The 22,605-nt window shown below is 39.8% G+C and carries 23 protein-coding genes; 13 read left to right on the forward strand and 10 right to left on the reverse strand.

Translation table 11 applies throughout. The features are described from left to right. Positions 1–133 precede the first annotated feature (133 nt). The 3 genes from B155_RS0108450 to B155_RS0108460 are packed head-to-tail and all read left to right on the forward strand — an operon-like array spanning position 134 to position 2,483. Positions 134–1,291: a serine hydrolase gene (locus tag B155_RS0108450; RefSeq protein WP_157464814.1), complete on the forward strand. Its 1,158-nt coding sequence runs from the start codon at positions 134–136 to the stop codon at positions 1,289–1,291. After that, positions 1,291–1,776, forward strand: coding sequence for a hypothetical protein (locus B155_RS0108455; protein ID WP_018127832.1), 486 nt, complete (start codon positions 1,291–1,293; stop codon positions 1,774–1,776). Before B155_RS0108450 ends, B155_RS0108455 begins: the two co-directional genes overlap by 1 nt. Next, on the forward strand, positions 1,773–2,483 hold the full coding sequence (locus tag B155_RS0108460; protein ID WP_018127833.1) for an SAM-dependent methyltransferase: 711 nt from the start codon (positions 1,773–1,775) through the stop codon (positions 2,481–2,483). Before B155_RS0108455 ends, B155_RS0108460 begins: the two co-directional genes overlap by 4 nt. Positions 2,484–2,526: 43 nt before the next feature. Here the strand turns inward: B155_RS0108460 and B155_RS0108465 are convergent, their stop codons facing one another. Both B155_RS0108465 and B155_RS0108470 read right to left on the reverse strand, forming a co-directional pair. After that, the gene (locus B155_RS0108465) at positions 2,527–3,471 is read right to left on the reverse strand and encodes a mechanosensitive ion channel family protein (protein ID WP_157464815.1); all 945 of its coding nucleotides are present in this window, start codon (positions 3,469–3,471) and stop codon (positions 2,527–2,529) included. A 2-nt stretch (positions 3,472–3,473) separates the two neighbouring features. Continuing rightward, positions 3,474–4,661 (reverse strand): ATP-binding protein, encoded by a 1,188-nt coding sequence (locus B155_RS0108470; protein WP_018127835.1) that lies wholly within the window; start codon positions 4,659–4,661, stop codon positions 3,474–3,476. Positions 4,662–4,973: 312 nt separating this feature from the next. Here B155_RS0108470 and B155_RS0108475 point away from each other — a divergent pair, with 312 nt between their 5' ends. Together B155_RS0108475 and udk are read left to right on the forward strand one after the other, a co-directional pair. Further along, positions 4,974–6,275: an N-acetylmuramoyl-L-alanine amidase family protein gene (locus tag B155_RS0108475; protein WP_018127836.1), complete on the forward strand. Its 1,302-nt coding sequence runs from the start codon at positions 4,974–4,976 to the stop codon at positions 6,273–6,275. Further along, positions 6,268–6,891, forward strand: a complete 624-nt coding sequence (gene udk, locus B155_RS0108480) for a uridine kinase (RefSeq protein ID WP_018127837.1) — start codon at positions 6,268–6,270, stop codon at positions 6,889–6,891. Before B155_RS0108475 ends, udk begins: the two co-directional genes overlap by 8 nt. Here udk and B155_RS0108485 read toward each other — a convergent pair. After that, positions 6,878–7,624, reverse strand: a complete 747-nt coding sequence (locus tag B155_RS0108485; RefSeq protein ID WP_018127838.1) for a type III pantothenate kinase — start codon at positions 7,622–7,624, stop codon at positions 6,878–6,880. The genes udk and B155_RS0108485 overlap by 14 nt on opposite strands. A 47-nt stretch (positions 7,625–7,671) precedes the next feature. Here B155_RS0108485 and B155_RS0108490 point away from each other — a divergent pair, with 47 nt between their 5' ends. Both B155_RS0108490 and B155_RS0108495 read left to right on the forward strand, forming a co-directional pair. After that, complete coding sequence (locus tag B155_RS0108490; protein WP_018127839.1) at positions 7,672–8,391, forward strand: SDR family oxidoreductase; 720 nt, start codon at positions 7,672–7,674, stop codon at positions 8,389–8,391. Position 8,392: 1 nt separating this feature from the next. Further along, positions 8,393–8,797, forward strand: coding sequence for a hypothetical protein (locus tag B155_RS0108495; protein WP_018127840.1), 405 nt, complete (start codon positions 8,393–8,395; stop codon positions 8,795–8,797). Here the strand turns inward: B155_RS0108495 and B155_RS0108500 are convergent. Continuing rightward, complete coding sequence (locus tag B155_RS0108500) at positions 8,773–10,734, reverse strand: RecQ family ATP-dependent DNA helicase (RefSeq protein ID WP_018127841.1); 1,962 nt, start codon at positions 10,732–10,734, stop codon at positions 8,773–8,775. The genes B155_RS0108495 and B155_RS0108500 overlap by 25 nt on opposite strands. Between B155_RS0108500 and B155_RS0108505 the strand changes: the two genes are divergently transcribed. After that, positions 10,734–11,765, forward strand: a complete 1,032-nt coding sequence (locus B155_RS0108505) for an endo alpha-1,4 polygalactosaminidase (RefSeq protein ID WP_018127842.1) — start codon at positions 10,734–10,736, stop codon at positions 11,763–11,765. The two genes, B155_RS0108500 and B155_RS0108505, sit on opposite strands and share 1 nt — an antisense overlap. 3 nt (positions 11,766–11,768) lie before the next feature. Here the strand turns inward: B155_RS0108505 and B155_RS0108510 are convergent, their stop codons facing one another. Further along, positions 11,769–12,245 carry a GNAT family N-acetyltransferase gene (locus B155_RS0108510; protein WP_018127843.1) on the reverse strand — a complete coding sequence of 159 codons (477 nt, stop codon included), beginning with the start codon at positions 12,243–12,245 and terminating at the stop codon, positions 11,769–11,771. A 107-nt stretch (positions 12,246–12,352) separates the two neighbouring features. On the opposite strand from B155_RS0108510, the gene B155_RS0108515 reads away from it, so the two are divergent. Together B155_RS0108515 and B155_RS0108520 are read left to right on the forward strand one after the other, a co-directional pair. After that, positions 12,353–13,501: an aminotransferase class V-fold PLP-dependent enzyme gene (locus B155_RS0108515; RefSeq protein ID WP_018127844.1), complete on the forward strand. Its 1,149-nt coding sequence runs from the start codon at positions 12,353–12,355 to the stop codon at positions 13,499–13,501. Positions 13,502–13,505: 4 nt separating this feature from the next. After that, entirely contained in the window at positions 13,506–14,756 is a 1,251-nt protein-coding gene (locus B155_RS0108520) for an aminotransferase class V-fold PLP-dependent enzyme (protein ID WP_018127845.1), read from the forward strand. Between the two features lie 7 nt (positions 14,757–14,763). Here B155_RS0108520 and B155_RS0108525 read toward each other — a convergent pair whose 3' ends face one another. From B155_RS0108525 to B155_RS0108540, 4 genes are all read right to left on the reverse strand, one after another. After that, entirely contained in the window at positions 14,764–15,306 is a 543-nt protein-coding gene (locus tag B155_RS0108525; protein WP_169331286.1) for a hypothetical protein, read from the reverse strand. A 193-nt stretch (positions 15,307–15,499) separates the two neighbouring features. Further along, positions 15,500–16,252, reverse strand: a complete 753-nt coding sequence (locus B155_RS0108530) for a succinate dehydrogenase/fumarate reductase iron-sulfur subunit (RefSeq protein WP_018127847.1) — start codon at positions 16,250–16,252, stop codon at positions 15,500–15,502. A 10-nt stretch (positions 16,253–16,262) separates the two neighbouring features. Continuing rightward, complete coding sequence (locus tag B155_RS0108535) at positions 16,263–18,185, reverse strand: fumarate reductase/succinate dehydrogenase flavoprotein subunit (RefSeq protein WP_018127848.1); 1,923 nt, start codon at positions 18,183–18,185, stop codon at positions 16,263–16,265. A gap of 12 nt (positions 18,186–18,197) precedes the next feature. Beyond that, positions 18,198–18,899, reverse strand: coding sequence for a succinate dehydrogenase cytochrome b subunit (locus tag B155_RS0108540; RefSeq protein WP_018127849.1), 702 nt, complete (start codon positions 18,897–18,899; stop codon positions 18,198–18,200). 230 nt (positions 18,900–19,129) lie between these two features. Here B155_RS0108540 and B155_RS13615 point away from each other — a divergent pair, with 230 nt between their 5' ends. The 3 genes from B155_RS13615 to B155_RS0108555 all read left to right on the forward strand — a co-directional run bounded on the left by B155_RS13615 (position 19,130) and on the right by B155_RS0108555 (position 21,837). Then, positions 19,130–19,723, forward strand: a complete 594-nt coding sequence (locus tag B155_RS13615) for an IMPACT family protein (protein ID WP_276130832.1) — start codon at positions 19,130–19,132, stop codon at positions 19,721–19,723. A 108-nt stretch (positions 19,724–19,831) separates the two neighbouring features. Beyond that, the gene (locus tag B155_RS0108550) at positions 19,832–20,887 is read left to right on the forward strand and encodes a methyltransferase domain-containing protein (protein WP_026167274.1); all 1,056 of its coding nucleotides are present in this window, start codon (positions 19,832–19,834) and stop codon (positions 20,885–20,887) included. Further along, complete coding sequence (locus tag B155_RS0108555; RefSeq protein WP_018127852.1) at positions 20,878–21,837, forward strand: radical SAM protein; 960 nt, start codon at positions 20,878–20,880, stop codon at positions 21,835–21,837. The genes B155_RS0108550 and B155_RS0108555 overlap by 10 nt, the downstream gene beginning before the upstream one ends. On the opposite strand, the gene B155_RS0108560 is transcribed toward B155_RS0108555, so the two are convergent. After that, entirely contained in the window at positions 21,834–22,598 is a 765-nt protein-coding gene (locus tag B155_RS0108560) for a LolA-like protein (protein ID WP_018127853.1), read from the reverse strand. The genes B155_RS0108555 and B155_RS0108560 overlap by 4 nt on opposite strands. Between the last annotated feature and the right edge of the window lie 7 nt (positions 22,599–22,605).

Raw genomic sequence — 22,605 nt, forward strand, 5'->3', positions numbered from 1 at the left:
GAAGTATCAACCCTCTGAGTAAGACTCACACTTTGTAAATGCTTTCAAACTCAACGATCCTTTTCTGATAATGGTTAAAGGTTATTCGTATCTTAACACGGATTAGAAGAATAACCTGAAACCATTTTTTGATTTGAAGAGAATACTCATCTTCCTTCTCCTTTTTATAGTGGCAACTATAGCTGTTTTTATTGCCGCTGGAATCCCAAACTTTAATGCTTTCAAAACGCTGTTTAAGAACACAGATGGTATGCAAGAAGGCTACGAGTATGTGGAAAGCACCTACTCTTTAAAAGGTTTAACCGAGTTTATTGGGGAACACCCAGAGTTCATGTCCATTGTTAGCTTCAATGTTGAAGATCCTGACTCTGGCATTTATTACGGCGCCGACATTCCTCGAACACAAGGCACGATTGCGAATTTCTTTTTATTAACGGAATACGCACGTCAAGTTCAAGAAGGCATAATTGACCCAGCTACCCCTGTTAATTTAGACGACATCAACCGCTATGCACTGCCGCAAATCAGTGAAAATGCACATAACTCGGGCATCGAATTATTAGAAGCCATCGAAGATAGAAGTATTACTATCGATGACGTGGTGTCTGTTATGATAGCCACAAACGATTTGGCCTCGTCCGACTATATTTGGTTCACCTTAGGGCCTGACAACATATTTGCTACTGTTGATAGCCTACAGCTAGAACATACCGATTATCCACTGCCTTTTTCTGGGTTATATCTCTCTATTCAACCGTCCGTTTCAGATACTTCAAGAACTTATACTGACGATGAAATCATTGCTCTCGCTCAAAAATTCGGTACAGATGATGCATTTCATTCCGAAATGATAGATCTATTTAAAAGTGAGCGTTTGAACATCAGCTTTATAGAGGAAAAGAATGCATTGGCAAAATTCCCTCAAACCACTGCTCGTGAGATGGCGAATTTAATGGCTAAAGTTGAGCGTGATGAATTGCTGAATAAAGAAATCACACGCTTAATAAAAGACAAACTAAGTTGGGTAAACGAAGGTAAAGCTATTCAACGAAGCTTTTCCAATTATGGAGCAATCTATGATAACCGATTAGGCATGTTAAGTGGTGTGGATTACGGTACATCTATTTATGATGGGCATACCTCAGCTCAAGCGGTTTTCTTTGATCGTTTACCGGTTGCTTTCTTTATTCACTTGTCGGCCAATCATATGCAGGAGGATTACCAACAACGTTTAATTTGGGATCCTGCACTTTATGAAACTACTATTCAAGAAATCACACAGGATAAATAATGTCGAAGTATCGCGTTTTATCACTTATTTGGATTATACCCGCTTATCTCATTTTCCTAGTCATTCAACAAGGTATGGTGTACATGGGTACTCAAACCACTTTCGACAAGGGTGAACAATATGAAGCTGAAATCATGGATCTTGAGATCAAACAAATTGCGGCGCAAAGCAATGGTTTTGTTGTTCTAAGATTCGAAACGGAAGACGGAACTACTATTGAGCGAAAGAAAACACTTTCCATTCAAATGGCTCAACAGATATTACAAAGTCCTTCGGTTCTTATTAGTTATCGCCCTAATGGTTACCCTGAAATTGTGATTCATCCAACCTATGCCATACAAGTAAAGACTTCCTTCTACAATATGGCCGTTGCCATAGTAGGAGCCATCGTAATGGTGATTGCGGCATTTTATATACAGCGATACTCAAATAGAAAAAGTAAATCTAACGACGACGACTTCGTAATTGAGAGAGTAGACCTATGAAAGGAACCTTATACCTCATTCCTACAACCTTAGGAAAGACCCCTGAGAATAATACCATCCCTGAATACACTCTTTCTATACTTCGGAAATTGGATGTAATGGTAGTGGAAAACATTCAAACTTCAGTGAAGTTCTTACAATGGGTTGGTGATGCTATTCCTGAGTTCAAAATTGACTTCTACCAGCTTAACAAGAACACCCCTGATCATGAGGTCTTCTCATTTCTAAAACCTCTTAAAAACGGGCGTGATGTTGGTCTTTTATCAGAAGCGGGAGCCCCTGCTGTAGCCGATCCTGGTTCAAAGTTTGTGAAGATGGCGCATCAAAATGGAATTAAAGTTGTGCCTTTAGTTGGTCCTTCATCGATTCTCTTAGCCCTCATGGCTACCGGTTTTAATGGGCAACAATTTGCATTTCACGGCTATCTACCCATCGATGCCAAAAAGAAAAAGCAGATGCTTATTCAGCTTGAAGGAGAGTCGCGCCGACATGATCGAACACAAATATTTATGGAAGCGCCTCATCGAAATAATGAGATGTTCAGCTCAATTCTAGAGAATTGTTCGCCCCAAACATGGTTAAGTGTTGCAACCAACATCACCTTACCTGATGAAGAAATCCGAACTCAACAAATCGGAGAGTGGGCAAAATCAAAGAAACCAGAGCTTCACAAACGCCCAACCATTTTTACGATATACGCGAAGTAAGAAAAAGCCATTGTGGATATACTCCCTAATGGCTTTTTAAATTCTAAGCCCCTTCTTTTTGCTTAGTGAGGTCACTAATTGGCAAGAGTTGCCTTCTGTTTAGTTCAGTAAGTATAAGCTCCGTTATTTCGCCTTTCAGTAAAAACTCATACCGAATATCTAATACATAGGCTTTTACTTTTAGATGAAGTAAGTAATTTTTGTCCATCACTTTGTTTTCAGTGATCACTACTACTGGCTTGTTTAAATACACATATCGTGATGAAATCGCAGCTTTATACGCAATCTCTTTAACCAGTGAGATATTTGAATCGGCAGGTAAATAAATGGAGGCTACCACTTGGCAATCTAAAGCCCCAGAATTTGTATTAGATACGGCATTATTTACAATATCTGCATTCGGTAAGGTTACTAAACTATCATCGGGAGTTACAATGCGTGTAGAACGAAGCCCAATTTGGGTTACCTCTCCATAATAATCGTCCACTTCAATTTTATCCCCCACTTGGAATGGGCTATCCAGGATGATGATGAAACCGCCAAAAATGTTTTTAAGAATATCTTGAGCAGCGAACCCAACAGCTATACCAATTGAGGCACCCACGGTTAATACAGTTTCTATTGGGGGATCGATAATTCCTGCAATCACAATAAAGATGGCTGTAGACCATATCGCGACATTTAAAAAAGGAATCAATCGCTTGATCATCAATCGATAGGCCGACTGATTCTCCGCCAATCGTTCAAGTAAGAAAACGACCAATCGAACGAAGAAAAAGGTAAGTATTAGCAGCACTAAGGCAGATATTATCTTACCCGTGGAAAATAACTCATCAAACTGAACAACGTTTGTGGGTAATCCTTCAACAATGGAAGAACTATCGGTAGCCGCCGAATCTGGTTGAACAGAATTGAGATTTGGGATCTGTGCAGAAACCACCACCGAGCAACATAAAAACAACAAAAATGTGATTATAGATTTTTTCATACTCAGTGAATGATATTTCGTTTTTTGAGTAAGCGTAGCACTTGGCGGTATACCAACTGGTTGAGGTAATAGGCTCCTTGGTTCTCCAATAAAAAGCCTCTTGATTTCAATCTAGACAGTAACACTTTACTGGTAGAAAGATTCAGGTTCATCACCCTACATAATTCAGCTACTTTCAAAGTATCGTGCAGTATGATGGCCGCTAATACAAATAGTGTTTCTGAATTGAGAATCTCAAGAGAATCAATGTTTACCGGTTGAAAAGGCGCGATTACAAGCGTTCTACCTTCAATTTTTTTGATCGATCGAAGCCACGAAATTGCCGCAACTGATGCATTCCCTCCCGTTAATTCAGTAAGCTCTTCAAAATAGACTTCCTTTAAATAAGCTTGTATTTCTTTCGGGTTGTTGAGTCGCTTTTTATAGTTTCTCGATTTTCGAGTAGACTCATCCGGTTCAAAACGAAGTTTAAATACACTCTTATCATGCCTTTTCATAATCACGTTCGTGATTTGCTCATCATTGAGTGTATCTGTTGCGCATACATGGCTAAAGTGAGCATCAATGCCTTCAACCTTATTCAAAAACTCCCATGCATACCTAGAACATGATGTAAGCCAAAGTACTTTTTCCTTCGTTTCTGAAATAATCAACCATAGGGCTTCCAAAGCTTCGAAGCCGTTAATATTTCTAAGGTATAAATTCTGAAGTCCTTCAAGGCATACTACGAAACGCTCATCTCGGGCATTAATGGCGTTAATAAGTGTTTCAGGACGGTTTACATCCGATACTTCAAAAGCGGTTCCCAGCGAGCTTAATATCTGTTCTATCTTCCATGTAGACTGCGCAAAATCAATATTGGTAATGGGAATATCTGTAAACACAGATTCTTTTAGCATATGTATCAAGGTCGACTTCCCACTTCCCTTTTCGCCTACAATTGCAATACTACTTGGGAAGCCGTCTTTCCAAGCATCATAGGCTTTTTGAACCTGATTTATATTATCCCCAGCATTAATAAACATCTCAGAACTGATAGCAGCAGATAAGTCGAACAACTCTCTGTATGACTTAGGTAGCTCGGCAATCTTTTGATCGGTTTCCGTTAAAAAAGCACTTAAATCTATACTTCGAGATTTAATTGGATCTGGAATCACATAAAAACCAAAGATTCGCTGAATCGGGATCATGAGAGCTCTAAACTTTCGAGAAGCGAACCTCAAAAAAATAGCTGTAGCATCCAGAGTCTTAGCCCAATATGCTATTATGAGGGTTTTAAGCGACTTCAATTGCTTTAAAACTCTCAGCTTAAAACGTGTAATCTGTTTATTGATAGGAGTATATTTTTAAAGTTTAAAAACGAATGTACTAATTGTATTCAATCATTTATATCTATTACAATAATTTAATTTCTGAGCCTTTATAAAGTACATCTAGCACCAAAATTTCTGCTTTTTAAGCTTACAATAAAGCCTTAAATTCAGCAAATCATCTACAACGCCATGCATTATAAAAATCAATTAACAGAAAAGATGCCTTCTTTTTCTAGCTTTGTATTGGCTTTACTTTTCCTGCTATTCTCGTTTCCAACAACGTCGTTTGCTCAATCACAGCTTTCACGAATTTCGAAAGTAGAACGCAGTGATGGTAAAGGGGTTGTAATTCGCTACCACTTAGATGCCGCCGTTGATCATTACAAGTTGGTTCAGCCAGCTCCCGATTTAGTACAAATGATCTTAAGGGGTGATATAGATACAACGAATATCGATTTACCCGAACCCGGTGAAAAGGTAGAACAAGTAATGTTATACAAATTAGATGATGGATTCGGGGTAGATATATATCTGAATCAAGATATGTATTTCAAAGCCAATGCTTATCCTGACCAAAATGGAAAGCACTTACTTGTAGGTTTAACCGAAACTACCAAAGAAGAACTGATTCCATATACGCAGCAATTCATGGCTTTGAATTGGTTTGAAGATGAGCAAATGCTGCCCGAAGATTTTACTGAATCGGAAGTACCCACTGTTTTTACAAGCTCAACTCCTGAAATACCAAGTAGCTTTACCAATGTTAAAGACAAGCTCAAATTTGATACTATCGTAATTGATCCCGGCCATGGTGGTCATGATCCCGGTAACTTGGGCTACAAACGAAGAGCAGAAGAAAAAGATGTTGTTCTAAAAATCGCCAAAAAACTAGGTAATTATATTGAAGAAGGTATCCCGGGTGTTAAAGTAATTTATACTCGTGAAGACGACCGATACGTTGCTTTAGAAGAACGCGGCCGTATTGCTAACCGTGCCGAAGCCGATCTATTTATTTCAATTCATGCTGATGCATATACCAGCTCTCGTGTATATGGCTCCTCTGTATTCTTTTTAGGATTACATAGAAGTGAGAAGAACTTTGAAGTTATGAAAGAGGAAAATCAGCTATATGCTGATGAGGTGATGGCCGACTTAACAGAAGAAGATTTAATTGTTTACGAACTTGCCCACAGTGGTAACATTGCAACCAGTGAACGTTTTGCTTACATGGTTGAAGACCAACTAAAGAACCGAGCTCAACGTAAATCACGTGGGGTTAAGCAAATGGGTTTAGTAGTACTATACCAAGCTACTATGCCAGCCATTTTAGTAGAAGCTGGTTTTTTAACCAATCCTGCCGAACAACGCTATTTAGAAAGTGATTGGGGACAATCATTAATAGCATCAGCCATATATAGAGCTGTGAAACAATATAAAGCCGAACAAGACGCTAGCTTGTCGACCAATAATACCGCATCAGCGAATGAGTAAACCTTTGATTATAGGGGTAGCCGGAGGAAGTGGATCCGGGAAAACTACCGTAGTAGAGCATATTTCAAAAACTCTAGGGGAAGCAAACCATAACTTGCTTCAACACGATTCTTATTACCGAGACCTTAAACACCTTCCTTTCGAGGAGCGCATTACACATAACTTTGATCATCCTGCATCTTTAGAAACTGAGCTTCTAATTCGGCATATCAATGCGTTAAGTGAAGGTTACCCTATTGAAGTTCCTTCTTATGATTTCGCTAATCATATTCGCAAAGAAGAAACAAAAACGGTTACTCCTAAGCGTGTAATCCTCATCGATGGGATATTAATATTCAGTGAGCCTGATTTATTAGATCTCATGGATGTAAAGATTTTTGTGGATACTGATGATGACATTCGCCTACTAAGGCGCCTCAAAAGAGATATCAATCAGCGTGGGCGAACTGTTGAAAATGTGATGGAGCAATACCAAAAATTTGTACGTCCAATGCACTTAGAGTTTGTTCAGCCAAGTAAACGCTATGCGGATATTATCATCCCTCGTGGTGGGAAAAACAAAGTAGCCCTCGAAATGGTGCTAGCTCTAATTCAAAATAAACTTAACGCTCTTTAAGGTAGGCCACCATCCCTTTGAAGATGAGAAAGGGATCACGCTTACAAGGAATGTTGAGATGCCTAGAGAGCTCTTTAGCATCGCCACCTGTTAAGTACAACCTGAAGTCGCCTTGGTGTTTTTGATATCGAGCTAAAATAGATCGAACGCCATCTAGGTATAAGCCAAACTGTCCCCATTGCAATGATTCAGCAGTATTTTTACCCGGCCAATTAGATGGAATTATTCGTTCTGATAAGGGTAGTTCTGGAGCAAAATCGTTGAAGGCATTTTGAAGAACGGTGATGCCCGGCATAATCACTCCTCCCTGATAAATACCCTCTGCATCCATATAATCGAGCGTACACGCCGTGCCACTATCAATTACTACTACGGGTTGGTTACAATCGTACCAAGCGCCTAAGCACCCTAAATAGCGATCGATACCAAGGGATTGAGGTGTGTCATAGTTCAAACGTTGATGGTTTATACCCTCTAAGTTTACAAGAACAATTTCCATCTCCGTTATAGCCGACTGTAAACGTGCTGTAAGATCTTTGCGAACACTAGCTACTACAATTCGGTTGAAAGTGGTCTCTTCTTCTAAGAGCCATTGAATGAGACTTTCGGTGGTAGAAATATCGCGATCAGGCACTTTCCAGCTCCCTGATGAACAATACCCAAGCTTTAGAGACGTATTTCCAATATCAACGAATAGAGAATTTTGGGAACTTTTTGAATCGATTTGGCTCATGATTTTGTATTACCTTTTAAACAAGAATAAAAATTATCAGCGACAGTATGAATTTAAAATCTAAAGTAGCAATTGTAACCGGAGCAAGTAGTGGAATTGGTGCTCAATTTTCAAAAGATTTAATACAGCGTGGCGCAACCGTATATGGGTTAGCTCGCAGTACCGATAAATTAAACGCTATCAAAAAAGAATTAGGCGAGCAATTTATTCCTGTCACCGCTGATATCACTAATAGCGCCAAATTAGAAGAGTGGGTAAGTGAAACCTTTAACGCGGACTATTATCCCGATATTCTGATTAACAATGCTGGTTTAGGCTACTTTGCAAAAGTAGACGACCTCAAGCTTGATGAATGGGACCGCATGCTTAATGTGAACTTATCTGGTGTGTTCTATCTCACACGGCTTATCGTACCGCTTATGAAAGAAAACGAGCAAGTGTGCCATATCATTAATATTTCCTCTATCGCTGGCTTGATGGGTAACCCTGAAATTTCTGCTTACAACGCCACCAAATATGGCTTACGCGGATTTAGTGATGCACTTTTTAAAGAACTGAGATATGATGGCATTAAAGTATCCTGTTTCTTCCCGGGTTCTATTGCAACCAATTTCTTTGATTCAATGGAAGATGTAGACCAACATCCCAACATGATGCACCCTAAAGATGTATCAAATACGCTTATTCATGTTCTTGAAACTCCAGATAATTTCTTGATAAATGAGTTAATTATGCGTCCATTAGATCCAAAAGCACCTGCTAAATAATATGGCAAACAGATTCTTACTCATCGGACTTTTCATCTTAACCGCACTCCAGCTCAGTTGTGTTGAAGAATACAAGGTTGAAGCACCTGCTGATTTAATGAGTGAGGATCTGTATTTAGATATCTTTCTGGAATTGGAGCTACTTAAGGTGTATTACGATCCAAGTTTACCACCTCAGAAACCCGACTCTTTACTCAATGCTATTTGGGATAAATATGACATATCGAAAGAGGAATTTCTAACAAGTCATCAGTTTTATCAAAGCCAAGTTGCGGCTCAACAAGTTAGAGTAGACAGTGTTATAAAGCGGATTGATCGACTCATGGTACTCTTTGAAAATGTGCAAGACTCAACTGAACAACTGAAAGGCCCTGCTCCCGTTCAGCTAGATGATGTAATGGAGTAAAGTCCAGTTTCTTCTTCAACCGCTTCTATGCGTTCTTCTTTTAGTAGATATTGAATGATCGATTGCGCTGTATTAAGGTCAATATTTAATGCCGACTTTAACTGTTCAGCACTACGAGGCTGACTCGCCAGCTGCTGCATCGATGCCCGCAATAGTTTGGCATCCATGCCCTGTGATTGCCACTTCTCATTCGTCTTTATACAATTGTCGCAATGTCCACATTCTTGAGTTTCTGAATTCCCAAAATATTGCTGAAGGAAAACCTCTCTACAGCTATTTGATAGCACGAACTCGTTCATCTTATCAAGCTTTTGAAGCAGGTGTTTACGATGCCTTTCAACTTCATCTTTCCCTATAGGTAATTGGGATGATCGAGCTTCCAACACACGCACTAAGTCTCGCTCTTCAAGCTTGTTAAACACCAACACTTGATCGTTTTGCATCAGTACGTTTAATGCTTTAACCAATCCATTCCGACTAACGTTAAGCACGCTCATGAGGTACTCTTCTTCGATGTCCACCGACTCATAAAAGGCACGGGCATCTAATACCCGTTCAAGTTGATCTACAAATTCTACCTTCTCAGGGTTATTGCACCGTTCTTTGAACTTTTGCAGCATATCTCTACTGAGAATAAACTGAATCGATAAACCACTCTTTACTTTTTGCTCCCAAGCTATGATGCCAAATTGATCCAGTAAGCGCAGTGACGATTTACAAATACCCAGAGCTTGCTTCGAACGAATCTTTACGGATTCTATATCGAGAGGTACCGAAGCCTCCATCACCCCAGCAACGGCTAATTCTAAACTATCACATAATGCTTGATATACTTTTTCTAGTTGTTCTCGAGTAGGATAGCTCTGTTCAATACGTAGCTTTGCTTGGCTAAAATCTGTGGGTTTATAGTACAAAATGGGAAAGGCTTCTTCCCCATCTCGCCCTGCACGTCCTGCTTCTTGATAATAGGCTTCAATTGAAAAAGGCATCTCCTCGTGAATCACAAATCGACAATCGGGCTTATCAATACCCATCCCGAATGCATTCGTAGCCACCACTAAGTGAACAGTTCCTTTTACCCAATAACGTTGAATATCGCGCCGGTCGAGTGGCTGAACACCTGCATGGTATGCTTTACACTTGATGCCTTGGTTCGAAAAATAAGCCGCCCAATTTTCACAGTTTCGTCGCGTACCACCATAAATTAAACCGTCCCCTTTTTTGAGCGCTTTAAGTGTTCCCTCGATCAGCTTTTCACGTTTCTTCTCTGTGTAAACTACCCACCACTTTAAATTGGGACGAGAGAAACCTAAGGAAATCACTTCAGGGTTTTCAAACTCTAAATTTTGAATGATATCCGCTTTTACTTCAGGCGTAGCCGTAGCCGTTAAGGCAATCCAAGAGGTAGTGGATGGAAGCCCTGCAAGATTAGTTTTTATTTCTCGGTATGAAGGCCTGAAATCATGCCCCCATTCCGACACACAATGTGCTTCATCAACGGCAACCAGTTGAACATTTAGGTTCTGAAGTTCATTGTGAAATAAGGTTGTTTTAAGTCGCTCTGGCGAGCAATACAACAGTTTATACATCCCATTGCGAGCATTAACGAGGCGTTGTTCTACCTCAAAAGGCGCAATCGTGTTGTTGATAAATGTAGCCGATACTCCTAAATCTTGAAGTTGCTGCACTTGATCTTGCATGAGTGCCACAAGTGGCGATATAACCAATGTAAGCCCTTCTTTTACCAAAGCTGGAACTTGATAACACAGTGATTTACCCCCACCTGTAGGGAAAAGCACTAAAGTATCTCTATTCTCCAATACTGCCGAAACAGCTTCTTTCTGCCCTTTCCGAAATTCAGGATACCCCCATATTTCTTGAAGCTTCTGTTCAGCAAGTTGAATTGAATCGGTCAAATTCACACCTTCTTTTTTCATTGTCTGAAAGTATTGATATCATCGAGTTCATCAAACAAAAATCCATGAAGCTATTCTTCTTTTTACTAGCGCTTTTGTTTTTCAGTAATTGCACTCCAACTGAAAAAGCAAAAAACCTAGATTATCGCCAAGAGATGCGGAATTTTGTGATCGAAATTGGTGATTATGCCCGCAATCAAGATGAAGATTTCATTGTCATACCTCAAAATGGTCATGAGATTCTACTTAAGGAATCAACAGAGAATACTGTAGTTGCTCAGCAATACCTGTCGGCTATAGATGCCATAGGCCAGGAAGACCTTTTTTATGGTTATGAAGCCGATGACACTCCTACCCCTTTAGAAAGCACCGAGTATATCACCTCCTTACTTGATGTGGCACAAGAATATAACAAACCAGTACTTGTTACCGATTACGTGAAGTACCCCAACTTAATGGACGACGCCTATTCAAAAAATAAGCAGCGAAATTTCATTTCCTTTAGTGCCAACTCGCGTGAATTAGATAGAATCCCAGACCATCCGTTACGATTGCCCAATGAGAATGCCTTAAATATTCGTTCCATTAATGACGTTCAAAACTTCCTCTATTTACTCAATTATCAACATTTCGAAACTAAGAAAGAGCTACTATCTACTTTAGCAAATACCAATTATGACCTCATAATCATGGATGCCTTTTTCCATGATGAAGTATTGCAACCACTAGACCTAGAACAAATAAGAACTAAAAAGAATGGTGGTGAGCGTTTATTGGTCAGTTACATGAGTATTGGGGAATCTGGTGACTTCCGATATTATTGGAAACCATCATGGGATCAGAATCCTCCTTCTTGGTTAGATGAAGAAAACCCTTATTGGGAAGGCAATTACAAAGTGCGTTATTGGCAGAAAGATTGGAAGCGTATTATCTATGGAGATGAGTCTTCCTATACCCAAAAAATCATCGATGCCGGCTTCGATGGAGTGTATTTGGACATCATTGATGCCTTTTATTACTTCGAAACTAAAGTGGAAAGTAGTGCCGATTAAATCCTAATCGATATCCTTACACTTTAGCGACACCAACTTTGTCCCGCCTTCACTTCGATGTTGTCCTACTTCATAAAACCCCATTTTCTCATGAAATTTCATAGATGCATCATTCGGTGGTTCAATGTTTACTTCACAGGTTACCCTAGGATACTCGGTATTTTCAAATAGGAATTGATATAACGCTTTACCACATCCCCTTCCTTTAAAAGCATCCCCAATTACAATTCGATCAACATATTCGAAACTATCATATTGATCTAAAAAGAACTGATAATTAACACTATCATAGCTTTGCTTCTCGTCGAGAGTAATCAAGAATCCCGCTATTTCATTCTCCTTTTCGATTACAACAAAGTGTTTAGCTATTTGCAGAAACTCCTCGAAATCTGCAATAGGAATGCTATTCACATGCGGAAGTGCGGCTTCATTTAGGGAGTGAATGGTTTCTAAGTCTTGAAGAGTAGCTGTTCTTATCATTTATCCTCTTTGAAAATTTCATTAAAAGTAAGCATCTCATTTTGAATTCTGAAAGGAGTACATGATTTTCAGCTGATATTTCAATTAAATAATACTTGCCCCTTTTCATGGATTGTAAGAAAGCTGAATTCGATTTAGACCCTAATGTTACTTTTTTGAACTGCGCATATATGTCTCCACTTTTGAATACCGTGGAAGAAGCGGGAATTCAGGGCATTAAAAGGAAACGCCGTCCACATATAATTCCTCCTACCGATTTTTTTGATGAAACCGACATACTTAGAAAAGAATATGCTAAGCTTGTTCATTGTAGTGAACCGAATAGACTAGTTGTAATTCCTTCTGCTTCTTATGGGATGGCAAATGTTGCTAAGAATGTTGAATTAAAAGCAAGCGATAATATTATTGTTGCTGGCGAGCAATTCCCAAGCAATGTGTATCCATGGATGGAAATCGCAAATAAAGCCCAAGCGACCATCAAAACCATTGCGCCACCCAATACCCTAGATGGGAGGGGAAAGGCTTGGAACGAGCAAATTTTGGAGGCTATAGACGAACATACTCGTCTAGTAGCGATGGGTAATATACATTGGGCGGATGGTACCATCTTTGATATGAAAGCCATTCGTGCTAAAACTACTAAAGTTGGTGCGCTCATGGCCATCGACGGTACTCAATCAATTGGGGCAATGCCATTCAATATTGATGAGATTAAACCTGATGCGTTAGTTACAGCAAGCTATAAATCTCTGATGGGGCCTTATAGTATCGGGATGGCGTACTATGGTCCGTCTTTAAACCATGGATCGCCTATTGAACAGAACTGGATTAATAGATATGAAAGTGAAAACTTTTCAAATTTAGTGAACTATAGTGATCGTTACCAAGATGGAGCTTTACGCTATGAAGTAGGCGAGCATAGTAACTTTATCTTAGTGCCGATGTTAATTGCTGCGGTAAAAAAACTGAATGAATGGGGCCCTGAAAACATCCAAGAGTATTGTAGAAATCTTGTAGAACCTTCCATTCAAAAATTACGAGAGGCGGGTTATTGGATTGAAGAAACTGAATATAGAGCCTCCAACTTATTTGGAATTCGTTTAGGCAATCAGCATGATATGGAGAAGATTAAAGCAGCCCTCACCCAAGCCAACATCTTAGTTTCCTATCGAGGAGATGCGATTCGAGTATCACCGAGTATCTATAATGATGAACTAGACATGGCTAAACTTGTATCGGTATTAACTTCATTTTAAAGCTATGAAAACATCACGACGTGGATTTATAAAAACTTTAGCATCGGGCGTTGGTGCAGCGGCATTCGGTAGCATCACTGCTGTTTCTGAGTGGGCTAATCACGAGCTTCAATCGCGAACGATGACTGGTTTAGAGTCGGCCACAGATTATTCCCTCTCCCCTAGTGTCACGTATCTAAATCATGGGTCTATAGGAACCATTCCCATTCTTATTCAGCAAGCCCATCGCCACTATCTTGAATTGTGTGAAACCAACCCATGGCTACATATGTGGGGACCAGAGTGGGTTGAGCCTGTTGAGTTGAGTAGACAAAAAGCGGCAGATTTTATCAATACCAAGGCTGAAAACATCGCTTTCACTCATAATACTACTGAAGTATTCAATCTGATTGCACAAGGCTTTCCATTAGGTCCAAATGATGAAGTCCTCTTTTGTAATCTGAATCATGCTGGAGCTAGTATTCCATTTCAGGTTCACAGCAAAACAAGAGGTTATAAAGTTCGATCGTTTGATTTCCCAACCGATCAACTACCAACGATTTCAATCCAACAAATTCTGGATCTCTACGATCGTGAGATAAGCTCGAATACCAAAGTACTTTCAATTCCTCATATTGATAACACTTTTGGATTACGCCACCCCCTCAAAGAAATCGCTAAACTAGCCCGATCAAAAGGTGTTGAGCTCATTGCGGTGGATGCAGCTCAAACGGTAGGTATGATCCCTATCAATGTTTCGGATTTAGATGTTGATGTATTAGCAACAAGTACACACAAATGGATTCAATCACCAAAAGGAGTCAGTTTCGCTTACTTCAGTGAAAAAGCACAACGTGAAATTGCTCCTATGTGGGTTACTTGGGGGCAAAATAGATGGGAAAATAGTGCACGTATTTTTGAAGATTATGGCACTAGAAACCTAGCTGAAGTTGTCACATTAGCCCATTGTTTCGACTTCCAAAAAAACTCATTCAAATCAGGTAAAACGGAAAAGCTACAATCACTCACCCGTTATGCCAAAACACTCGCTCACCAAAACCCAAATACTGAATGGCGATCGCCAAATAACTGGGAGTTAAGCGGCTCCTTGTTTGTAATCGAGTTAAAGCATAAAAAACCATCCACATTCTCGAATGAAATTTTCAATCAGCATGGAGTGGTTTTAAGACCATTTGATAACCATTCAACCATTCGAGTATCACCGAATTCGATGAATACCAAAAGCGAAATAGATACCCTTTTTAAATTGATCTAGTTCAATTTTAGAGGCTTCTTTTACGATGGTATTCGGCATCAAAGGAAACCGACCAGTCGGAACCTCCATTAGTACTTACTTCAATTTGGTGCAAAATAGTAGCGCTTGATGTGCGAGTATAGGTGGTTTTTTCCAACACCTGAGTGCCATTGTTGGTATAGTATGTTGTTTTAAAAACTACACTATTTAGGGGTGGATACATGTCCATCTCTTTTTCCTTTAAACCGCCTCTAGCTCTTGGGGCTTCTGTAATCCATACTTGAAACCAGTTACTTTTCATTGGGCTATAATAGAATAAACTGTAACCTTGAAAACCGTTTATTCCTTCCCAGTGCTCCGTGATTGCACAACCTTTTGCTTCTTTCTTAAACGTTGAAGTGGCGATATCTCTACTTCCATCGGTACTTTTTACAGTCCAGCTACCAATTAGAAAGTCTAAGGTTCTAAAGTTTGTATCGCTTGTGCATGGGATGGTCTGTTGTGCTTGAGTATTCATTGCCGTTGTGCAAGTAATTAACCCAACAAACAGTATCATTTTAAGATGGCCCATGAGGGAGTGGGTTTCAAAAAACATAATAATGTCTCAGTAAATATCTATAGAGTGCTTAAATCATTGCCTTAGTAATATAGAGAGTTAACTATTTACACTGTTACAGAATCTTCTAATACTTGTAAGAGATATAAAAAAAAAGCCATACATGAGACATGTATGGCTTAATAACGAATGTATAAAGGCTAATTTCTTAGCTGATAACAGCCTTCATATAATCTCTTCTCATTTCAGCAATCGCTGAGATAGAAATACCTTTCGGACAAACTGCTTCACATTCAGCAAAGTTTGAACAATCGCCGAAGCCTTCTTCTTGCATTTGTTCTACCATTGCAACAGCTCTATTGCTACGCTCAACTTCACCTTGTGGGAATTTGTTGAGGTGAGCTAATTTAGCACCTGTAAACAAGGAAGCTGAAGCGTTTGGACATGCTGCCACACAAGCTCCACAACCAATACACGTAGCGTAATCGAATGCTTCATCAGATAATTCTTTTTCAACTGGAAGTGCATTTGCTTCTTGAGCTGAACCAGTTTTTACTGAAACATAACCACCTGCTTCGATGATACGATCGAAAGCACCACGATCCACAACTAAATCCTTAATTACAGGAAATGCTGCTGCTCTTGGAGGTTCGATGGTAATATGATCACCGTCTTTGTAGTTACGCATATGAAGCTGACAACAAGCTACTTTTGCTTTTGGGCCATGTGCTTGTCCGTTGATCACCAAGTTGCACGATCCACAAATACCTTCACGGCAATCGTAATCAAACTCAACAGGTTCTTTACCTTCTAGCTGAAGTTCTTCATTTAATACGTCCAACATTTCAAGGAAGGACATATGTTCGTTCACATTGTCTAAGGTATACTCTTCGAAATGACCTTCAACGTCAGGACCAGCCTGTTTCCAGTATTTCAAATGTATTTTCATGTCTTTACTCATAATATGTTCCTTACTTGTAGCTACGCTGCTTTAGTTCAACGTATTCAAATTCAAGATTTTCTTTATGTAGTTCTTCTTGTAGCTCACCATTTAGGCCTTTGTATTCCCAAGCTGCTACGTATGAATAGTCTTCATCGTTTCTGATTGCTTCACCTTCTTCCGATTGGAATTCCTCACGGAGGTGACAACCACATGACTCTTCACGATCAAGGGCATCTTTTGCCATCAACTCAGCTAGTTCAAAGAAATCAGCTACACGACCTGCAAATTCCAAGTACTTATTGTAGTTATTCTTTTCGCCTGGTACGTACACATTTTGCCAGAACTCTTCACGAAGTGCTTGAATTTCTTTAATAGCACTTTGTAGGTCTTCTCTATTTCTAGCAATACCGATTTTATCCCAAACAATTTTACCTAAAGTTCGGTGGAAATCGATAATGGTTCGTTTACCTTTGATGCTCAGTAGCTTATCAATCTTTTCTTGAGCTTCTTGCTCTACAGCTTTGAATGCCTCATGGTCGGTACCATAACGCTTACCTGGCTCTAGGTCGGCTAAGTAGTTACCAATGGTAGCTGGTAATACAAAGTAACCGTCACTTAAACCTTGCATCAATGCACTAGCACCTAATCGGTTTGCACCGTGATCAGAGAAGTTCGCTTCTCCAGTAGCAAATAAGCCCGGTACATTGGTCATTAAGTTGTAATCAACCCAAAGCCCACCCATTGTGTAATGCACAGCAGGATAAATCTTCATTGGTTGCTCGTATGGGTTCTCACCTGCGATATTTTCGTACATATCAAACAGGTTACCATATTTCGCTTCAATTGTATCTCTACCGTCGCGCTTAATAGCATCACGGAAATCAAGGTAAACAGCTAAGCCTGTTTCGCCCACACCTAAACCTTGATCACATACAATTTTTGCATTACGAGAAGCTACATCACGAGGCACTAAGTTTCCGAAACTTGGATACTTCTCCTCTAGGTAGTAGAAACGTTCTGCATCTGGAATATCATTAGGATGACGTTTGTCTCCTTTCTTCTTTGGCACCCAAACTCTACCATCATTTCTCAAACTTTCACTCATTAGAGTAAGCTTCGACTGGTAGTCGCCCGATACTGGGATACAAGTTGGGTGAACCTGCACATAACAAGGGTTTGCGAAAAGAGCACCACGCTTGTGCGCTCTCCAAGCCGCTGTTACGTTCGAGTTCTTAGCGTTGGTTGAAAGATAGAACACGTTGCCGTAACCACCAGTTGCAAGTACAACTGCATCAGCTTCCCAACGCTTCAACTCACCACTTACTAAATCTCTTGTGATGATACCACGTGCTTGGCCATCAATGATAACTACATCAAGCATCTCGTGGCGTGGATGGTAATCAATCTTGCCTGTATTAACTTGGCGCATCATTGCTTGGTATGCACCTAACAATAACTGCTGACCTGTTTGACCACGTGCATAAAACGTACGTGATACTTGAGCTCCACCAAACGAACGGTTTGCGAGTAATCCACCATACTCACGAGCAAAAGGAACCCCTTGTGCTACTGCTTGGTCAATAATATTGTTTGCCACTTCAGCCAAACGATAAACATTGGCTTCACGTGATCTATAATCGCCACCCTTGATTGTATCATAAAATAAACGATAGATGCTATCGCCATCATTTGGGTAATTTTTAGCGGCGTTGATACCACCCTGAGCTGCAATACTGTGCGCTCTACGAGCAGAATCTTGAATACAAAAACTCTTTACATTGTAGCCTAGTTCAGCCATAGTAGCTGCGGCTGCACCACCTGCTAATCCGGTTCCTACAACAATTACTTCATATTTCCGCTTGTTATTAGGAGCAACAAGCTTCATGTTTTTCTTATGCTGCTTCCATTTTTCTTCTAACGGGCCTTCAGGTACTTTTGCGTCTAATTTCATCTTCAAATTCCTTTAGTATGATATTAATGAACCTTCGCCGCCTGTAAAGTAGATGTACAGCGGGATAAAAATAAATGCTAGCATAATTACGATTGCAAAACCGTAAGCCGCTAACTGAACTTTCTTTGAGCCTTTGCCATTTTTCATCGTTAATGAAGTAAATGCACTCCAAAATCCATGAGAAAGGTGTAGGATAAGTAAGCTTAATACAAAGGTGTAACCGAATGCATAAAGTGGCTCTGTAAATTTCTCAATAACAAGTGCACGGAGATCTCTTCCCATCTCACCCGTTGATAACTGAACCATCTCAGTGTCACCAAACTTGAACGTCCATATATGGAAAACAAGGAAAACTAAAGTGATGATACCCGTATAAATCATGCTTCGTGAAGCAAGCGATTGGTGGCTAGCTCCGCCTTTAGTTTGATATTTCTTATACCCCTCTGGACGCGCCTTGCGACGGTTCAACCAAATTGAAATACCTAAAATTGTGTGATATAAAAAGAAGAATGCTAGACCTGCTTCAATTACATATAGCAGCGGCCCTAAGTCTTCAAGTGTTTTAGTGTAAATATTGAAAGCATCAGGTGAACCAAAAATAGATAAGTTCCCAACTATATGACCTACTAAGAATAGCATTAAGCCTATTCCTGTAATGCCGGTCATGATCTTTCGTCCTACCTGCGAATTAATCGCTTTAAGAAGTGAAGGCATAAATGTGTAGTTAAGTTTATTTGCGTTTATAACAAGCACAATGCTTGCGGAGTTTCATTATTTATTGAAACTTTGATCTGCCAAATTTCGCCCCGAAAATCGTTCTTTCCTATTTCAATGGCAAGACAGAATCACTCTAAATACCACAGTGAAATCAGAGTTTATTTCTTTTAACTTCCAATAAATTAAAAAAACGGATTATTCTGAAGACAGTAGCTACCTCTCACCAAATCGTTTACAAAGATCGAGGCTCAAAATTCCTTGCTATTTTATTCCCTGCTCGCAATGAAGAAGCATTCCAAAATAAACTTCAAGAGTTAAGAACGGAATACTGGGATGCTACCCATCACTGCAATGCGTATCGCATCAATCCCGAGCAGCCCATCGAATTTAGCAGTGATGACGGTGAACCCGGTGGCACAGCTGGTTTACCTATGCTGAATCAATTGAAGTCAGCCAATCTTGTTGATGTTGGAGCCATAGTAGTTCGTTATTTCGGTGGCACAAAATTAGGCAAAGCAGGACTCATCGAAGCCTATGGCAATTCTACTCAAGAAGTGATTGAAAGCGCTATTCTTCAAACCATTAAGTTGGTACAATTTTTTGAAGTAACCTACCCTTACAATCAAGAAAACCTGATAAATAAATTGGTACTTAATTATGGCTTACATGAACAAGAAGCTACATATACCGATGACGTAACTAAGACTTTTGCTTGTGAATTGGCAAAAGCACCTCAATTTCTCAAAGAGCTCCAAACCTATGCCCACCTTAATATTGCATTTGAGACAGGAAGAAAAACATATATAAATGCAGATTTATAGAATTATTTAGAGAATAATTTTATTAATTAACCCATCTGCTTTAGTCACCACTTCGTAAAGGTTATTAAAACAGAACGCATTCAAATTATAACTTTTTTTCCGAGGTGTATGAAAACGGATATTCACGACCAAGTCTCCGACTATTACGGAACTACACTAAAATCCTCCGATGACCTTCGCACGTCGGCCTGTTGCACAGACATCGAGTACCCCCGACATATAAAAGACATTCTTAGTCAGCTTCACGATGAAACTATGATTAAGTATTATGGGTGCGGGCTAACTATTCCAACTCATTTAAAAGGCCTTAAAGTACTCGACTTAGGTTCAGGCTCAGGGCGCGACTGTTTCATCCTTAGCAAATTAGTAGGCGAAAGTGGGCATGTTATTGGTGTTGATATGACCGACGCCCAATTAGAAGTGGCTAAGAAGCATCAGGATTATCACGCAAAGCTATTCGGATTTTCAAATGTTGAGTTTTTAAAGGGGAATATTGAAGAACTAGGTGAACTTGGAATCCCAGAGCAATCACTCGACCTCATTGTTTCTAATTGTGTAATTAACCTTGCCACCGATAAAAGGGCTGTACTTCAAGGCGCATATGACCTATTAAAAGAAGGCGGTGAAATATACTTTAGCGATGTATATGCTGATCGTAGAGTGCCTCAGGAATTAGTAGATGACCCAATTTTATATGGTGAATGCTTAAGTGGCGCACTGTACTGGAATGATTTTTTAAACATCTCAAAAGAAGTTGGGTTTCTTGACCCAAGAGCTGTTTCATCCAATCCTATAGCGGTTGAGGATGAAGAACTAAAAGAGAAAGTAGGCAACATCAATTTTTACTCGGTTACTTATCGTCTAATGAAGCTTCCTAAGCTCGAAAGCGATTGCGAAGATTATGGGCAAGCGGTGAGATATAAAGGCTCGATAGAGCATCAAAAAGATGCGTTTTTACTCGACGATCACCATTTATTTGAAACAGGTAAAATCGAACCCGTTTGTGGCAACACTTACATGATGTTGCACGATACTCGATTTAAAGATCACTTTGACTTCTGGGGTGATTTTGAGACCCATTACGGAATTTTTGAAGGATGCGGAGGAAGCGCACCTTTCAACACAGATAATTCAAACTCAAACGATACTGCTGCATGCTGTTAAAAGAACAAGAGATTAAAGAGAATTTTCACACACGTGGTAAATTCAAAGAAGTAACGGTTACTGGAAAAGGTGAAGACCGTGCTTATGTTGAACTACACAAATTAGAAACACTATGGTTTAACACTGGTACTCGTTGTAACCTACAATGCCAAAACTGTTATATCGAATCATCTCCTACTAATGATGAGCTGCTATACATCACAACAGATGAAGTACAAAAGTATCTTGATGAGATTCGTGATTTAGCTTTAGACACAAAAAAAATCTCTTTTACGGGCGGTGAGCCGTTCTTGAATAAAGATATGCTCCCGATTCTTAGACTTTGTTTATCTCGTGGCTTCGATGTTCTTGTGCTTTCGAATGCTTATCGCGCTATTGACAAGCATTTTGAAGAGTTAGATGAATTGAACAAGAAATACCCTGGCAAACTTACGCTTCGTATTTCCTTAGATCATTACACCGCTGAGATGCACGAAAGTGAACGTGGTCCGAAAACATTCGACCGAACCCTATCAACTATGGCAAAGCTACACAAAATGGGCATTGCTTTAGGTGTTGCTGGTCGTTCGTTAGCCAACGAATCTATTCAAACAGCACTTCAAGGCTACCAGAGCATACTGGATGAATACGAGGTGGGAATACGAGTTGCTGATGGCGAAAACATCGTGATCTTCCCTGAAATGACCACTACTCAAGACGTGCCCGAAATCACAACGGCTTGTTGGGATATTTTAAATGTAACTCCTCAACAACAAATGTGCGCTACTGAACGCATGGTAGTGAAGCGCAAGGGTACTGATGAACCAGTGGTATTGCCATGTACGCTCATTGCTTATGATGAGCAATTCGAATTAGGGAATAGCCTTAAAGATTCATTCCAAAAAGTATATCTAAACCACCCATATTGTGCACAGTTTTGTGTGTTAGGTGGTGCAAGCTGCTCCGCTTAATCGGCGGGATCCCAATCAGCTTCAACAAATGAAGCTGGATCAAATATGAGAGGGTTCAAAGTGTCGGGTGTATCAATTTCGGTATACCGCTCTTCGAGTCCTTTCATTCCATTGATCAAGATTACTACTTCAGGAGCAATCCAAGCTTCTCCAATTTTCTGATACTTATTAAATCGTACTTCTTGGATCGTATTTTGCCGACCAATGGTCAAACTTCGCACATACACTAAGCGTTCTTGATCAATCCAAAATTGTGCTTTGGTAGAGTCGGGTTTATCTACACCTACTACATACACACTTCGACCTTGCCACTCATCAACATACGTCTTAGATAAATCATAACCGTAGGTTTCTAATTGCTCAGCAGTCTTATCAACCGACTGATGGTAAACATCAAAACCCAGCACTAGCATATCGTGTACACGATTCATCTCCTGAATCTTCATGCCATTGGCGTAGCCATGCTGCACCCCGTCATTAAATAATATACCATTGCCACTTGCTTTGTCATCAAACTTGATGGCTAACTTACCCGGCAAACTCATAGCTTCATACCAAGTTTGCGTTCTTTCAATACGCTCTCCTGCTCCATAGAAAATGGTCTCTTGGGTAAATGTTAGGTGTTTGTACCAAGTATCTTTGTATTGATTTTGCATCAATTTCAGAACATCCTTCCCCGTTTCTACATTCTTATCTTGAAATGCTTGTGCTGATGTTATCCCGACCAAGGATAATATTAAAATAATGATTGTTCTTTTCATGTACCGA

Source organism: Balneola vulgaris DSM 17893 (genome assembly GCF_000375465.1).
In the GTDB taxonomy this organism is placed as follows: domain Bacteria; phylum Bacteroidota; class Rhodothermia; order Balneolales; family Balneolaceae; genus Balneola; species Balneola vulgaris.